This window comes from Bacillus sp. XT-2 (assembly GCF_025696525.1).
GTDB classification, from domain to species: Bacteria; Bacillota; Bacilli; order Bacillales; family Bacillaceae; genus Bacillus; species Bacillus halotolerans.
Genome location: NZ_JAHVOC010000015.1, coordinates 40,875 through 55,600, shown reverse-complemented (window position 1 = coordinate 55,600; position 14,726 = coordinate 40,875). Strand labels below are relative to the sequence as shown.

Here is a 14,726-nt window from a genome sequence, read left to right as displayed (position 1 = left end):
TACCCACGTGTTACTCACCCGTCCGCCGCTAACATCAGGGAGCAAGCTCCCATCTGTCCGCTCGACTTGCATGTATTAGGCACGCCGCCAGCGTTCGTCCTGAGCCAGGATCAAACTCTCCGATAAAGTAGTTTGACTGACTACGCACATTACTGTGCGATTTTATAATAAAACTTGAATTAACAGGTACGTTTTGTCTTGTTTAGTTTTCAAAGATCATTTTGTTATCGCTTTGTTAAAGCAACTTTATTATTATACAACGTCGCTTTCTCAAAGTCAACAACTTTTTTAAATCTTTTTTTGGTGGAGCCTAGCGGGATCGAACCGCTGACCTCCTGCGTGCAAAGCAGGCGCTCTCCCAGCTGAGCTAAGGCCCCATAAAAATGGTCGGGAAGACAGGATTCGAACCTGCGACCCCATGGTCCCAAACCATGTGCTCTACCAAGCTGAGCTACTTCCCGATTTCCCATATTGATAAAATATATGGCGCGCCCGAGAGGAGTCGAACCCCTAACCTTTTGATCCGTAGTCAAACGCTCTATCCAATTGAGCTACGGGCGCATTTTCACTTGTATCAACATCCCGTTGGGATGAAAAAATGGAGCGGAAGACGGGATTCGAACCCGCGACCCCCACCTTGGCAAGGTGATGTTCTACCACTGAACTACTTCCGCATATCGCAATAAAAAAAGCTTTCTCCTTTTTGAGAAACCTTGGTAAGAGTAATGCATTTAAATAAAGCTTCCAAGCGGGCTCGAACCGCTGACCTCTTCCTTACCATGGAAGAGCAACTTGAAAGTTTAACTCCGGTTTCATAGAACAAAAGTAATTATAGCAGGGTTTTGATAAATGTCAATACGATTTAAACAAATTTAGAAAGGTGGCGAATAATCGTGTTTGCCACCTTTCTGCCACCCAGGGTGGCGGACAACTGAAATTAAACCCGGCAACCACTTCATTAAATACTGAATACGAGGGCAAAATAAAAAACCATCTTATATATAGATGGTTTTTGACTTAACAATTTTCAACGTTCTCGGAGACCCCACTTCCCAAGTTACATATTCTTTTCTTTTCAGAGCATCCAACAACCCTTTTACTGTACTCGTTGAGGTTAGCCCTAACAGATTCATTAATTCTCTATATGTAGGAGCAAACCCCTTTTCCTTAATGTAATTCTCGATAACCTGGAGCGTTTCAAATTGTCTTTCTGTAATTTTACGCATAATTCCTGACCCCTCTTTTATATGCTGCAGGAGAAACAGCAAGGATATTTTCGATAGTAAACGTCTTTGTTTGACGGCTGGTGAAACAATAAGCGCGTATGTAACTCTGATTAATTTGCCGAACAATAATTGATCTCTTCGTGATAAGACCGTCATTTCTCATATAAATCATATCTAATGCTGTTTTCTCAGTTAATGAACGTTTTAAAATCGATTCCATGCTTTCCTCCTCCTTCTCTACCATTATTTTATACGAACATTTGTTCTATTTCAAGTTGAAAAGCGAATGTTTGTTCTTGTATTATTTACTCAAGGAGGCAATTGAATTGAATGATTTTGAACAAAAAGTATATCGGATTATTTTTAATATGACCCATTTAGGAAAAAATCCTTCGTTGGATCAATTGAAGAGAAAAACTGGGAAGGATGAACGAGCTATACGGGAAGCCGTTAAGAATCTTATGAGGCAGCGTTTGTTAAAATGGGATAAGAAAAAGAATAAATGGATTGTGTAAAAACCCCACCTTAAAAAGATGGGGTTTAACAGGATAATATCACTTAGATATTAATAGCTTTTTCGGCTACATGGAAAGTTCCAGAATCATTCATAGCAGCATATACATTTTCCACATTTAATAAACCTGCAAAAAGAATACCGATTAAAGCGGAGCTGATTAAAAATTTTTTCATTATATAGCCTCCGTAACCTTAAGTATTTGTGTTTGTGCATGTATAGTTCTCTTTAAGAAGCTTCTTCCCTCTGCATAGTTTCTTTGCTCATAATGAAAGTCACCCAATTTTTCTGTTAATTCTGCAAAATCAGACCACAGGCGTTTCTTTTCCAAATAGTCTAAGCTTCGATTAACTTCTGTTTCATTATATTCTTCATATATTGAATTAATGATCTTTAGTTTCGCCATATATTCTTCTTCATTAGAATCTTCAGCCCGTTTTAAAGCTGTTTCATAAAAGAAACGTGCTTCCTTAGGTTTGTTGCTTTGGTAAAGTACATTTGCCATCATATATAATGATCTTACTCCATACACTGTATCAAGATGTTCTTTCATGTCTATCGCTTTTTTGAAATGCTCTTCAGCTGCACTTAGGTTTTGGGTCCTTAAATAAACTAAGCCTAAATTATGAAAGATCACTCCAATGATCCTTTTTGTCTTTTTCTCATTCATTCCCTCAGCGACACTTAAAGCTTCTCGGTAATATGATTCCGCCTCTCTCAGCCGGTACATATCGTACATATTAGCTCCAAACATCATATTGCATCCGATCACTTTCACCTTATATAATTGATTCTTTTCAAACAAATGCTTAGCTTTTTTCAAATGATTCAGGGACACAAAATGCTGATCAATTTGATAGTAGGCATCTGCTATTTTATAATGAAATTCAGCTTGCTCCATTTCATCTGAAACTGCAGTCAATTCTTCCTCAGCTTTACGATAATAACTTATCGCTTCAACGTATTCTTTATGATCAAATTCATACATCCCTCGGAAAAATAATGAGTAATATTTTAAAAGGCCTGTAAGTCTTTTTTGCGGTTTTTCTATTTTTTCAAGTAGTTCATCGACTGTGGGACGATCCCGATATCTGTCTTCTGGCTCCAATGAATCTAACATCAATTGATGACGGAAACACATCAACGAATAATAAACAAGTAAATCCTGATCCTCTTCCATTTCCTCTATTTCTTGCTCCACTTCCACCTTTAAGATCTCTGCATCAGGAACACTGAATTGACGAATCATTTTATACCATTCATTGATCTTGACTCCCACTCGGGATGACGGTAAAACTTGGTCCATAAATACCCCTCCCTCTTATGTCTATTTTTGTAATATTGTAACATTTCCAAAAAGTGTTTATGCCGCAAAAAAACCGCAAACATTTTCTTCGGTTAGTTTCGTTGCAGTTCATTTTCCCAATAAAAGGTTTTTTGTATTTCTCAATATCTTTATATGGTAAAATTTTGTTAATCAGTGAAACACAAAGCTTAATAAGAAAGGATATAATCATGAAGGTATTTGAAGCTAAATCACTGCTTTCTGAAGCAGATAGACGCGCAAAAGAGTACAAGGAACTCAGATCACAAATGGTTAAGCTCAGAAAAGCATTTAAAGACGTAGCTAACCTGGATGACAGCGAGTTTTCAGGTAAAGGTGCAAACAATATCAAAGCATTTTATCATGATCATGTCGGTGTTACAGATCAATGGATTGATCTTATCGATATGAAAATTGCTTTCCTTACAAGTGTCGCTGGAGTTATAGAGGAAGCCAGCTTGTCAGATGCATACGTCGAGGAGTCTTTTTTAGAGCATGAACTCGCAAATGCTTATAAGAAATCAAAGGCTATTATGTCTGAACAGAAGAAAGCAATGAAGGACATTCTGAATGATATTGACGATATCCTACCACTTGATTTGTTTTCAACAGAAAACTTTAAAGTTGAACTTGCCAGTGCAGATAAGAAACGTGAAAAAACAATTGATAAAATTGGACAAGTTGATGATGATTTAACAACTGAATATGCATTAACAGAGCCTAACGAACAATTCATTCAACAAGATTTTAAAAAACTTCAAGAATCAACAGGCAAAGGGAAAAATGCTACACCTATTCACTATAATGCCAAAGCGTATAGAGAAAGCGACATACATAAGAAAAAAGGCGATATTGAAAAACGTACTGAAGCTTATTTGACGATTAAGAAGAAGGAAGAAAAAGAACGAGAAATTGAAAAACTGAAAGAAAGACTAAAAAACTACGATTATGCGAATGCCGATGAATTTTACTCAATGGCAAAAACCATTGGTTTTGAGAATCTTACTAAAGATCAACAGAGGTATTTCACACAAATTGAAAACACACGTGAGTTGATGGCTGGAGCCAAAGGTACTGTTACAGCTCTTTATGATATGACAGCTGAAACATTAGACTATATGGCACACAATCATCCTGTCGACATGCTTATTAATTCTGCAGTTGCAGTTTATCACTATGATTCCACATTTAATTCAATTAAAGATGCAATTATAACCTCCTATGTAAGAGACGTAAAGAACGGTGACACAGAATCAAAGGCTCATTGGTTTACATATGCAGCAGTAAACATCTTTGGCTTAAAAGGTGCTGGTTCAGTTGCTAAAATAGGAGTGAAAACAGCTGGAAAAGCTGCAGTCAAAAAAGTGTCTAAAAAACTAGACGAAACTCCTGATCCACTAACAGCAATTAAACCGTTTGTCATACGAGAAGATGTAGTTGTAGCAGGTGGCATGCCTTATAATGTCATCAACGATGTTAGCGCAAAAGACAGGCTGCTCCAGCTTGCTAAAAAATTAGATGAAAGTAGAAAGCCGTTTACTGGGCAAAAGATAAATCCACCTTGGTTAAATAAAGAAAAGTATGAAGCATATGAACTAAAGGGAAATGTAAAGGCGAAAGGGAAAATTAAAGATGTAAGTCGTAGAGTATATACGATGAAAGATATCGACCTTAATCAAAAAAATCGTAAAGGTCTTACGAATCTTCAACTTATGAAAAATGGTAACGCTCCGTTTGCAAAAGATGGCACACAGATTAATTTACATCACTTGATTCAAGAAGAACCTGGCCCAATGCTTGAAATTCCAAATAGCTTACATACTAAATATAGTGGCATTATCCATAAGCTTAAATCTGACGGCGAAAGCTTTAGAAACGATCCAGTTTTGAAAGCCCAATATGATAATTTCCGAGATAGGTATTGGAAGTGGAGAGCAAAACAATATGAAAAATAAAAGGAATGAGAGATATCAATGGACTTATATGAAAAAACTATAGAATTTATAACTGATAATAAAGCAGACAGTTATTTTACTGGAGGAATAGGTGAAGAAGAGATTATTAATATAGAGAAGGAGCTCCAATTACAACTTCCTGATAGTTATAAATGGTTTCTGAAAAACTTTGGCTCTGGTGGCTTATACGGAATTGATACTTTGGGGTTTGACTATGGTGGAGCTTCTGTAGTTGAAACCACAGAAGAATATCGTAATCATTTTAATTTATCTGAGGGACTTGTTGTAATAGAAGATATAGATTTTTTTGCATATGCCTTAGATACTAACAAAATGAACAGTAATAATGAATGTCCTGTTTTTATTTGGGATAGAGTGCTTGGATACCAGGACAAGCTAGCCGATAGCTTTATTGAATTTTTCTATAAAAGATTGCTTGAAAAAAAAGAAAACTGGGAAGAAGATGAAGACTGGGACGATTAAGTCAAAATTAATTACAATTTAGAGCCCCTCATTATATGAGAGGCTTTTTTATTACTTCAATTTCGATTCAATTTTCGCTTTAGTCTTAGGCCCATAGATGCCGTCAGCAGTCAGACCATTAACTGACTGGAACCGTTTGACTGCATTTGCTGTTTTCGGACCATATACGCCGTCTATACCGTTATTCTTCGCCCCTTTGTCTGGATAGAAGTAAAGAGCCGCTAGAGCATTTTGAACCTGTCTGACCTTCGTTCCTTTCGTCATCGGACTTGTCACTTTAATAACTCCGGAAGGAAGCGGGTATGATGTCTTTTTGCTGCTTGTTTTAGTGCTGCTGGATGAACTGGATCCTTTCAGTTTCAACTTTTGGCCAACTGTAATTTTATTCGGATCCTTAATGTTATTCCATTTTTGAAGGTTTGCCACACTTACTCCCTCAGCCTTTGCAATTCCGGAAAGCGTATCTCCTTTTTTCACTGTATATGTTGTTCCGTGTCCTGAAGAACCACCTGAAGACGTTGAACTTTCACCTCCGATCTTGCTTAATTCAGCTGCGATAGCCGCCTTCACTTCATCCCATCTACCCTCATCTAAAATACGGTGCGGACAATATTTACCGCTCCAATCTTGGTGTTTGCGAACACGATCAATACCCCAACCGCGCTCTTTAAGGAGCTGTGCCACAAACTTGATTGCCAATTTTTCAGCAGCGTAGTATTTAGCGCCTCCTGACTTGCTGTAGCAGATCTCTACTCCGATGGACTTTCGGTTTCCTGGACCATCTTTTCCGTCCCCTGTGTGCCATGCATTACGATTTAACGGAAGTCCTTGAATTACCTGTATATCATCAACTGCAAAATGATAGCTTGTAGAATTTGTGTTGTTCTTCATGTATGAAATCTCATTTTTCGCTGAAGCATCGTTTGCTGTATTGTGAATAGTGATATATTCCGGAACCATAGGATTCGGACATTTCAAACTGTATTTTTCTTGAGAAACTAAATTTTTCACCACTTTTATGGTCATAACATTTCCTCTCCTATTCTTTTTAGATTAAAAAAAGGCTGCCAGTTACCCAGCAGCTTGTTCCTCTTTATTGGTTGTTTTTTCGTTGTCTTCTTCAATTACATGAAGCCGGTCCGTAATGGCAGCCGGAATCTTAACGCCGATCTGTGCCAAGTTCTCTGTAATTGAAAGCCCCTCATTTGCAATGTAAAAAAGAACGGTTCCAAATGTGAGAACACCGTTCAGATTGAGAATTGTATCGACGATATTTGCCAAGATGACCACTAGAAAGCTAAGCATTTTCCGGACGTAACCAAACCAAGCACTGCGGCTACGCAACTTCTTGAATTTCCACGCTTTAATTACGCCTGTTATAACGTCAAGAATGCTGAGAACTAGTAGTAAATCAAGATATTTCACACCACCAAACAGATAAATTCTCGCTAAATCTAACGTTTCAATGTTAATAAACACACTCGTTTCCTCCATTTCTTTATCACCTCCTTAGAGGCAAAATAAAAGGACAGCCGGATTTTATGAGACGGCCGTCCCTCTTACTGAAAAGTTTCCATTTGTTATCGCTGTGAGCTCCATCATGATTTCTTTAAAACCGGTAATGTCAAAAGACCAGGCTTCCGATTTTCCTTTTGTACTAGTGGCATACGTTCCGTCATCCACTTTCTGCCCTCTCAGGGCTCTTTTTGTTCCTGATAGGGATTTACCCCAGAATTTTAATTCGCTTGTCTCAGCTGTCCCATAAACCTCAATGAGCAACGTTTTAAATGATCCAACAGTTAATGGAGTACCTTCCCCGATTGTTTCTGTTTTATCATGAAAAACAACATCCATTGTTTTTGCTTGAGTGTCTAATGAGCTGAGATCCAAGCCTTCAGTCTGAACTTTTAAGCGACCATCATCGGTTAAGCCGCTCTTATCTATTTGCATAGTGAGCGGAGCAGCTGTCGTAATTGGAACGGCTTGTTTAATATTTATATCTTCTTCACCAGCGCCAAGTGACTGATAAAGTAAGAATTCGGATTGCTGCAGATTACCGTTTGCATACCTGAAGCGGAAGTATCGCTGGGTTAAGTGGATCCATTCAGTCTCGCCAAGTGTCCCTGCCTTAACCACTAAAGAAGATACTGTGGTCCATGTATTCATATCATTACTTTCTTCAATGAATAAGGTTCCTTCACGATCAGAATAAGCGTGGCCCTTCACTTTAGATATTAAAACCTGACCTAATCGATCTTGGCCATACTGTGTATAAACTTCAGTTGCTTTTAAGACTGCGTTTGTCAGCAGATCCGCGTTACCGGAAATGGCAGCCACCGGCACCACAAAATCTCTGTTCCCTTCTCTATATGGCTTGGCCGCTCCTGGCTTACCGGCTACATCTGTGGGAAATTGAAAACTATACTGCGTCATTTAAAGATTCCTCCTTGCTATTATTGATATATAATGGTTGTTCAAGAGATTTACATAGTGACCATCCCCTTTCAGGCAAAATAAAAAAGCCTTATATGGCTTCTCCTGTGATCGCTTTATACTGTTCTTCAGTGATTAGATTTTTCTCTATTCCTTCCTGTAAATCTTCAGGCGAGCAATCTTTATAGTGGATTGCTTGCTTCACCATTTCAGGGGTAGCCCAGTTATAATGCAAAGCTAATACCCAATAATTCATACATTTTTCTCTCCTTCAAGGGAAAGCAGCTGCAGTTTTATTTCAGACAGCTGATTTCCTAATGTCTGGTTTAATTCTTCAAGCTGTTTACGAGCTAGTTTTTCCTGAGACAATTCTTGTGCAAGTAACTCGACCTGATCAGGAGGCTCATATGGTGGTTTGCTTTCCGATTCTTCCCACCAAGCTTGTAATTCCTGCTGAGTCGGTAACGGCGCCCGGAGATTCCATTTCTCGATATATGAGCCGTTCCCGTCGTTCCGCAGTTCAAAATCCTTTCTCGGTACCGCAGTAGGGTACTTGTACATAATTGCATCATACAAAATCATAAAAGTACCTCCTATAATCTCGGATAATTTCTGCCGCCCATTTCAGTGATATCAAAATAGTTATACCATCCTGAGTTGTCAGTAATGTAACGTTGAACATCCCCGTCATATCCAACATAGAGATAAATCTCTATATAATCGCCCGCATTAGCCGGAACAGTGGCGGCTCCATAAACCCCTACATTGAATTGTGTTGTATCAGAAGGATTTGCTGGACTGTTTCTGTAATGCGCTATATTTTTATAAATCTTTCCGTTAAGATAAATCTCCATCTCATAGTTGGCATATCTTTGAACGTTCTCTATATATAAACCTGCATTGACTAAAAACATACCGCTATTAGGACAGATAAACCGGTTATTAGTGACATCAAAAGCATTATGACTGTCTTTTATCTTTCTATTAAACCGAACTTTCTGCTGTTCCCCTTTTATAAGAAGCTGCTTCCCAGTTGTACCAATATTCGTATGCACAAATCCAGATATCTTTTCCCACGGAGTCCACCCGGAACCACTCCACCAATGCCTGATCCATACACCCGTACTGTCAATATAAGTTCCAGACTCATTACCTGTGCCGTAAAAATATTGTGTGAAACGGGAATTATTATACTTCTCATTTTTCACAATGCCATATCGCAAAGGGTACCCGGTCGTATTTCCTTGGCCAATATCCATAAGAGTAAGTCCGAGCGGATATGATTCTCCGCTTGTTCTCGCGTCCTGAATTGCGTTTGTTCCAGTAAGAACGGTCAGTTTTTGATTTGTAAAGTTATCTTGAACAAAAGCTTTTGCATCAGAAAGAGCCTTATCAGCTTTCTCTTGTGATGCGGTTTCCGTCTCTAACTTCTTCCACCCCTGCCATCCGACAGTATTACCATCCCAATAATTCGTAAAGACATTATTTCTGTAGTCCATGGCATAAACCCAGCCATAGCTGCCTTTACCGTCAGATGATTGGCTTGTCATTTGATAAAATCCTCTCGTAGAGGCGGTAGAAGGAGAATTTACTGCTTTTCCATTTGCATAAAAGGTGCCCATACTTCTACCTCTATCTATAATTGCCTGAAGCATATCTTCGCCTTCATTCACTGCAAAAGATACACCCCCAACATCATTTGTAATTTTAGATAGTTGAGCACCATTCCATTTATCCTTATCACTTTTAGTAACATGGATATCTTTATCATCAGTGTGAACAGCCAATCTTTTTATTGATCCTTCTTCTGTTTCGTACTTTATCCAATCTGACCAGGTTCCATTAACTAATGACTTTCTCCAAAAGCCGCCATCTGTGCCCATTGCCATTGCTTCTCCATTGGCCGAGGAGGAATACAAGTAAATACCACGAGCCGATTGAGACGGCGCATTAATGGCATCACTCGAAATGTAAAAAGTAAAAGTCTTTTTTTGTCCTGCTACGACACTATGAAAGTCATAACTTTGACCGATGTTAATAAGAATGGATCCATCGTCTTTTGTAATTTTGGATAGCTGCGCCCCATTCCATTTACCGCGCTCTTCATTCGTAATATGCCGTTCCTGATCTTGATTGTGTAGATCAAAATCTTTTTTCGCTGCCTGCTGCACGTTATCAACATTACCCAGATCCAGCTGTTCCTTTGTCACCTTGTGAGGGTTGTTCATGTCATTTTTATGTGCTGCTAAATCTTTATGCGCGTCTTGAATGCCTTTCTCCCAACGGTTCACATCATCCTCATTGATCGGATCATCCGGCAGCCAGTCTGTTTTTGATTCATATGCCATTTGTTACACCACCTCAAAAGTAAATCTGAAATCCAACGTTCTGTTATTACTGACGTCTAAATCTGTTGTTCTTTCCGTAATCACGTTGTTTTGTTCATCAAGAATCTGCACACTCTCAATGTGTTTGATATCTTCTTCCCGGTGAGTAAGTACCGTGACAACCGCCCCCTGAATGGTGAGTTCCACAATTTCTGTTTCATTCCCATTCAGCAGCACTTTTGATATTCTACTTTTTAGATCTGCAGCTGTACGCTCTCTATAGACTTGTGAAATCATGTTAAAACCACCTCGTTATTATTGAGCGTGACGGAGTAACCCACCTTTAACTCACTTACCTTTCGATATCTTCTGTTATTCAGAATGACAGTATCTTTTATCTGCAGCGGCTCATTCAAAGCAGCTCGCAGAGTATATGCTAAGTGGGCCGGCTTCATATTCTCCAAAGTTTCTATGAGCTCGCTCATGTGCTGCATATCATCTATATCAATATCCACGTTAAAACGGTACTCTCCGGGAAGCAGCCGGACCTGAGCAGACGGATTCTTTAAGAACCGGTTCAATGCCTGTTCAATGGCTTTATATGTTGCCGGCGGTATATTGGACATTTTAGAGATTAGTCGCAGCCTTCGGATTTCATACGTATCACCGGGCTCTCGAGGCACGTTCAATATCTTTTCCCACCGTTCAAGCCCCCAGGTTGCCGTTGTAACAAACAGCTGATCTGTCAGATCAAAGATGCTGTTATTTTGCTTCTCAAATTCCGGAGCTTCTGCGTGAAGGAGTTCGGCCATTTCCTTCAACTTGGTAAGGAACGGCGGCAAGTAAGCGGTCATTTCATCGAGCTTGCTCAATGATTGTCACCTTCCCAAGCTTAGGAATTTCTACGTCACTAAGAATCATATTTTCGGCCACGCCGTTGATTTTAATATCTGCATAATCACTTACTGAGGGTGAATTATAGACAATATTATTGATCTGCGATAAGCGGATGACATTGTCTTCGAACGCCATCTTTTTAAAGAGATTTAGAACTCCTGATTCGATTTCTTTCTTCACCTGATCAATAGAGCTGTTGACCTCGGGTAGCACCTCAGCTGATATCTCAATCTCTTTCCAAACCGCACTCTCCACTGTGACAAAGGCGCCAATCGGCGCCTGTCCCTCGCCTTGTCCTGGTTCAGGATCAATATAATTTTTAACCTTAGAAATCAATATATCGGAAGCAGGTTCCAAGTTAGCATTGGTCACAACAATTTTGACTGTGCCGTCCCCGTTCCAAAGCGGAAAGATTTTTGCCTTTCCGACTCCGTCAACTTCTTCCGCCCATTGTTTATAATGCTCTTTATTTGCACTGACAGCTTCTCGGCGAACGCGGGTAAAATATCTAGCCCTTAAACTGTCATCATCCTCTTCATCACGTCCGGGAATCAGGATTTCTTTCACAATAGCCTTTTGAAGTCCAGGTATAGTGTCTAGTGACAATAGATTCTGGCCGGATATGTTTGCGTTCCCTGCTTCTCCGGCTGTTTCGCATTCCAACGTCCCGTCTGCTGTGTATTGAAAGTAGAGGTTTTCAACAAAAAAGCGGGCACCCACCGGAATGGTTACACCTTCAGTAAACTCCGCCGCCCTGACTGCTTTTGTGGCAGCCGTTCGCTCGATGCCGGCTTCCGTAGCCCGTCGATCTAAGAATTCACCTTGTGCTGTGTCCGAGAAGACAAGTTCCAGCACAGTATCGAGCCAAATATAAGACTTGGCCAATTCTGCAGCTGCAGGAGCTAAGGCGTTATAGATAACGCTGCCTTCCCTTGTATCGATGTCCGCGGAAATGCTGTTCAGCATACGGTCCATAATTTCTTCAAAGGTTTGATCTTCAAACATCCTCACCAAGCACCTCCTCGATCTCCAATGTCCCCTCGTCAGTTTCGACTGTAAAGGAAACATGGAACGAATCGCCTTGTTTTTCTATTTCAAAATCTGACACAGAGGAAACACGATCGTCATAGATCAGTGCTTCCTCTATCAGCCGTGGAATCTCCATTTTCTTATATGCGTCTGTTGTTTCATTATCTGCCAGGACGTCTTGAAGCTCATTTCCAATGTCATGACTGAAAACAGAATAGGCGTATCGCTCAGTATGAAGGGATAAATATACAAACTGCTTGATCGCTTCAAGGCCTGTGATGATTTCATTTGTGATACGACCATTTTCAAAATCTATTTTGTAGGTTTGCGAGGTCTCTATGACTTCGCTGTCATCTTCTATATCCTCAAATTCAATTTCTGGGGAAAGGGTCATAAAAAAAACACTCCTATAACGTTCTTCCATTTATTGATTGAATGAACCATAATAAAAACCGCTCCTAAAGAGCGGTTTTTAAATATAAGAAGTAATCATTCTAAGAAGAAATCGAAAGGGATTTATTTACTGCTTTTTGAGCATGGATTAAAGTTGTATCAAATAATGGCACTTCTGAATCCTCTACCTTTACTAATAGTCCAATTTCAGTGCATCCAAGAATGATTCCTTCTGCTCCTCTATCCACCAAATTATTTATGATCTTCTTATAAATATTTTTGGAAGACTGTTTAATTTCACCTAGACATAGTTCTTGATAAATAATATTATTTATTAATTCCCTTTCATCATCATTAGGAACAATGACATTAATATCATGAGATGCAATACGTGATTTATAAAAATCTTGTTCCATCGTATATTTAGTACCAAGCAATCCTACTGAGCGAATGTCTTGTCTAATAATTTGTTCTGCAGTTGCATCAGCAATATGCAAAATAGGTATAGTGATCATTTCTTGTATATATCCAAGAACTTTATGCATAGTATTTGTACATATTACAATAAAATCTGCACCTGCTTTTTCTAATGATCTTGCAACTTCCCCTAAAGCTTCACCTGCTTTATCCCAAGCCCCTACGGATTGATAATGTTCAATTTCCTTAAAATCAACACTGTATAAAAGGCATTTTGCCGAGTGAAGCCCTCCTAACTTCTTTTTTATTTCTTCATTGATAATTCGATAATACTCAGCTGAAGATTCCCAACTCATTCCACCAATTAGACCAATAGTTTTCATAACCCACCTCGGATAAAATTTTCAAAATATTATAGTTATTCTAAAGCATAGATTAGGTCTATACAATTATTTATTTTTTCAGGATTACTATCATTAGATTTTATCGAGAATAAAAAATGATTGTCCGCCTTTTAAGGAGACAACCATCACATTCTCACCTATATTCAGTTCTTCATCTCCTCCAGCGCGCAACCGCTTAGGAATAATAATCAAATCAGACGGAATAATTAGCTTTTCATTTTCATTGAGCTTAATTTCAACAGGAGAAACGGAAACCACTTCAGCCGGCAGAATATCCACCGGCGACTCAGAACCAACGGCACCGACAGCCAAATGTTTGATAGCTTCACTTAGTCTCATGAGGAAACACCATCAGGAATAGAGTTTTTCTCAACCACATCAATGGTCATTGTGTGCGTGGATCCTTTAAATTCGTGTTTGTCTGTATCGATCCAGTATGTCTTCTTAACCCCGACTTCCGGAATTGAGATATAGACGGGCAATCCGCTCTGAAGATCCGGAATACCAATCGCTTGAATACTTTTGAGTTCTTTTTTCACACCCTTTTTCTGTGCCTGTTTGAATTTCGCTCGCTCCTGAAGCTGCGCCTGGTTAATGTTATCGGAAACCGTTTCGACATACTGAAGCACACCATATTTACTGATGCCTGAGCTGTCGCTTGCGGTGGCTGTGTATGTTTTATTGTCTTTCTGACGCCGCAACTTTACTTTTGTGGCCGTGTCATTAATTGAAGTGCTGTATTGATATCCGGTGATGTTCACACCCGTCTCCAGCACCCATACTTCTGACGGATCAGGCCAAGCGCGAAGGCCAAGCTTCCCCTTCGCAGAATATAATTGATAATTCCTTCCGGTTTGGCTTTTCGTTTGTTTCAAGGCTTTCAGAATCATGTCATAAAGGCTCGTATCGTCTTTGAACACAAGTGATTTAATTGTATGACCTGTGTTTGCAATAGACGTCGTAGGAATCTGAAAGTCTCTTGCCAGGCGTTTTATGATCTCGTCTGCACGCTTATTAAAGAACACATAAACATCCTTGTTTTTGACCAAATATTGCAGCATGTCATAAGCCGTAAAGGTCAGCCCGTGTTCTTCCGGATTGCGAGAAAACACAATGCCCCGGAAAAGTTCTTTGCCCTTCCACTTAAACAGAACCGTATCCCCTTCAGATACACTGTAATATGAATGGGTTCCTTGTTTCGTTACGATCTTTGCTGTGATCGATCGCGGCGCCTGATACCGTTGTCCCTCGAGTGAAACACTTTCAGTTACCAACTCAAGCCATTCCGTTTCTTTAATGACGAAAAGTTCTATCATGTCATCAC

20 protein-coding genes, 4 tRNA genes and 1 rRNA gene are annotated in these 14,726 nt (G+C 39.4%); 3 read left to right on the top strand and 22 right to left on the bottom strand.

Annotated features, from left to right (window positions below):
* From KXD37_RS23875 to KXD37_RS23845, 7 genes are all read right to left on the bottom strand, one after another.
* Positions 1-126: ribosomal RNA gene (locus KXD37_RS23875) — 16S ribosomal RNA — on the bottom strand; the annotation flags it as partial.
* A gap of 175 nt (positions 127-301) precedes the next feature.
* Positions 302-377 (bottom strand) — tRNA-Ala (locus KXD37_RS23870).
* Positions 378-384: 7 nt separating this feature from the next.
* Positions 385-461: transfer RNA gene (locus tag KXD37_RS23865), tRNA-Pro, on the bottom strand.
* A 23-nt stretch (positions 462-484) separates the two neighbouring features.
* Positions 485-561, bottom strand: a tRNA-Arg gene (locus tag KXD37_RS23860).
* 38 nt (positions 562-599) lie between these two features.
* Positions 600-674: transfer RNA gene (locus KXD37_RS23855), tRNA-Gly, on the bottom strand.
* A gap of 321 nt (positions 675-995) precedes the next feature.
* Positions 996-1,226: a LexA family protein gene (locus KXD37_RS23850; protein ID WP_087992060.1), complete on the bottom strand. Its 231-nt coding sequence runs from the start codon at positions 1,224-1,226 to the stop codon at positions 996-998.
* Entirely contained in the window at positions 1,219-1,446 is a 228-nt protein-coding gene (locus KXD37_RS23845; RefSeq protein WP_044156343.1) for a hypothetical protein, read from the bottom strand. The genes KXD37_RS23850 and KXD37_RS23845 overlap by 8 nt, the downstream gene beginning before the upstream one ends.
* A 106-nt stretch (positions 1,447-1,552) precedes the next feature.
* Here KXD37_RS23845 and KXD37_RS23840 point away from each other — a divergent pair, with 106 nt between their 5' ends.
* Positions 1,553-1,741 carry a hypothetical protein gene (locus KXD37_RS23840; protein WP_044430359.1) on the top strand — a complete coding sequence of 63 codons (189 nt, stop codon included), beginning with the start codon at positions 1,553-1,555 and terminating at the stop codon, positions 1,739-1,741.
* Positions 1,742-1,784: 43 nt separating this feature from the next.
* Here the strand turns inward: KXD37_RS23840 and KXD37_RS23835 are convergent, their stop codons facing one another.
* Positions 1,785-1,916: a hypothetical protein gene (locus tag KXD37_RS23835; RefSeq protein WP_255004112.1), complete on the bottom strand. Its 132-nt coding sequence runs from the start codon at positions 1,914-1,916 to the stop codon at positions 1,785-1,787.
* Positions 1,916-3,046: a Rap family tetratricopeptide repeat protein gene (locus KXD37_RS23830; protein WP_263463801.1), complete on the bottom strand. Its 1,131-nt coding sequence runs from the start codon at positions 3,044-3,046 to the stop codon at positions 1,916-1,918. The genes KXD37_RS23835 and KXD37_RS23830 overlap by 1 nt, the downstream gene beginning before the upstream one ends.
* Positions 3,047-3,255: 209 nt before the next feature.
* Between KXD37_RS23830 and KXD37_RS23825 the strand changes: the two genes are divergently transcribed.
* Both KXD37_RS23825 and KXD37_RS23820 read left to right on the top strand, forming a co-directional pair.
* On the top strand, positions 3,256-5,019 hold the full coding sequence (locus KXD37_RS23825) for a T7SS effector LXG polymorphic toxin (protein WP_263463800.1): 1,764 nt from the start codon (positions 3,256-3,258) through the stop codon (positions 5,017-5,019).
* An 18-nt stretch (positions 5,020-5,037) separates the two neighbouring features.
* On the top strand, positions 5,038-5,502 hold the full coding sequence (locus KXD37_RS23820) for an SMI1/KNR4 family protein (RefSeq protein ID WP_044430364.1): 465 nt from the start codon (positions 5,038-5,040) through the stop codon (positions 5,500-5,502).
* A 51-nt stretch (positions 5,503-5,553) separates the two neighbouring features.
* Here the strand turns inward: KXD37_RS23820 and KXD37_RS23815 are convergent, their stop codons facing one another.
* From KXD37_RS23815 to KXD37_RS23755, 13 genes are all read right to left on the bottom strand, one after another.
* The gene (locus KXD37_RS23815; protein ID WP_263463799.1) at positions 5,554-6,528 is read right to left on the bottom strand and encodes an N-acetylmuramoyl-L-alanine amidase; all 975 of its coding nucleotides are present in this window, start codon (positions 6,526-6,528) and stop codon (positions 5,554-5,556) included.
* 45 nt (positions 6,529-6,573) lie between these two features.
* Entirely contained in the window at positions 6,574-6,996 is a 423-nt protein-coding gene (locus KXD37_RS23810; RefSeq protein ID WP_087991959.1) for a holin family protein, read from the bottom strand.
* 45 nt (positions 6,997-7,041) lie between these two features.
* A complete protein-coding gene (locus tag KXD37_RS23805) occupies positions 7,042-7,935 on the bottom strand; it encodes a phage portal protein (RefSeq protein WP_087991960.1) in 894 nt (297 codons plus the stop codon).
* Between the two features lie 91 nt (positions 7,936-8,026).
* A complete protein-coding gene (locus tag KXD37_RS23800; RefSeq protein WP_263463798.1) occupies positions 8,027-8,191 on the bottom strand; it encodes an XkdX family protein in 165 nt (54 codons plus the stop codon).
* Complete coding sequence (locus KXD37_RS23795; RefSeq protein WP_263463797.1) at positions 8,188-8,517, bottom strand: XkdW family protein; 330 nt, start codon at positions 8,515-8,517, stop codon at positions 8,188-8,190. The genes KXD37_RS23800 and KXD37_RS23795 overlap by 4 nt, the downstream gene beginning before the upstream one ends.
* Before the next feature lie 11 nt (positions 8,518-8,528).
* Complete coding sequence (locus KXD37_RS23790) at positions 8,529-10,283, bottom strand: terminase (RefSeq protein ID WP_263463796.1); 1,755 nt, start codon at positions 10,281-10,283, stop codon at positions 8,529-8,531.
* A gap of 3 nt (positions 10,284-10,286) precedes the next feature.
* On the bottom strand, positions 10,287-10,559 hold the full coding sequence (locus tag KXD37_RS23785; RefSeq protein ID WP_101861088.1) for a hypothetical protein: 273 nt from the start codon (positions 10,557-10,559) through the stop codon (positions 10,287-10,289).
* Entirely contained in the window at positions 10,556-11,134 is a 579-nt protein-coding gene (locus KXD37_RS23780) for a YmfQ family protein (protein ID WP_101861089.1), read from the bottom strand. The genes KXD37_RS23785 and KXD37_RS23780 overlap by 4 nt, the downstream gene beginning before the upstream one ends.
* Positions 11,118-12,164 carry a baseplate J/gp47 family protein gene (locus tag KXD37_RS23775; protein ID WP_263463802.1) on the bottom strand — a complete coding sequence of 349 codons (1,047 nt, stop codon included), beginning with the start codon at positions 12,162-12,164 and terminating at the stop codon, positions 11,118-11,120. Before KXD37_RS23775 ends, KXD37_RS23780 begins: the two co-directional genes overlap by 17 nt.
* Complete coding sequence (locus KXD37_RS23770; RefSeq protein WP_263463795.1) at positions 12,157-12,582, bottom strand: DUF2634 domain-containing protein; 426 nt, start codon at positions 12,580-12,582, stop codon at positions 12,157-12,159. Before KXD37_RS23770 ends, KXD37_RS23775 begins: the two co-directional genes overlap by 8 nt.
* A 100-nt stretch (positions 12,583-12,682) precedes the next feature.
* Positions 12,683-13,381, bottom strand: coding sequence for an aspartate/glutamate racemase family protein (locus KXD37_RS23765; protein ID WP_101861092.1), 699 nt, complete (start codon positions 13,379-13,381; stop codon positions 12,683-12,685).
* Positions 13,382-13,474: 93 nt separating this feature from the next.
* On the bottom strand, positions 13,475-13,741 hold the full coding sequence (locus KXD37_RS23760; RefSeq protein ID WP_263463794.1) for a DUF2577 domain-containing protein: 267 nt from the start codon (positions 13,739-13,741) through the stop codon (positions 13,475-13,477).
* Entirely contained in the window at positions 13,738-14,718 is a 981-nt protein-coding gene (locus KXD37_RS23755; protein ID WP_263463793.1) for a phage portal protein, read from the bottom strand. The genes KXD37_RS23760 and KXD37_RS23755 overlap by 4 nt, the downstream gene beginning before the upstream one ends.
* Positions 14,719-14,726 lie beyond the last annotated feature (8 nt).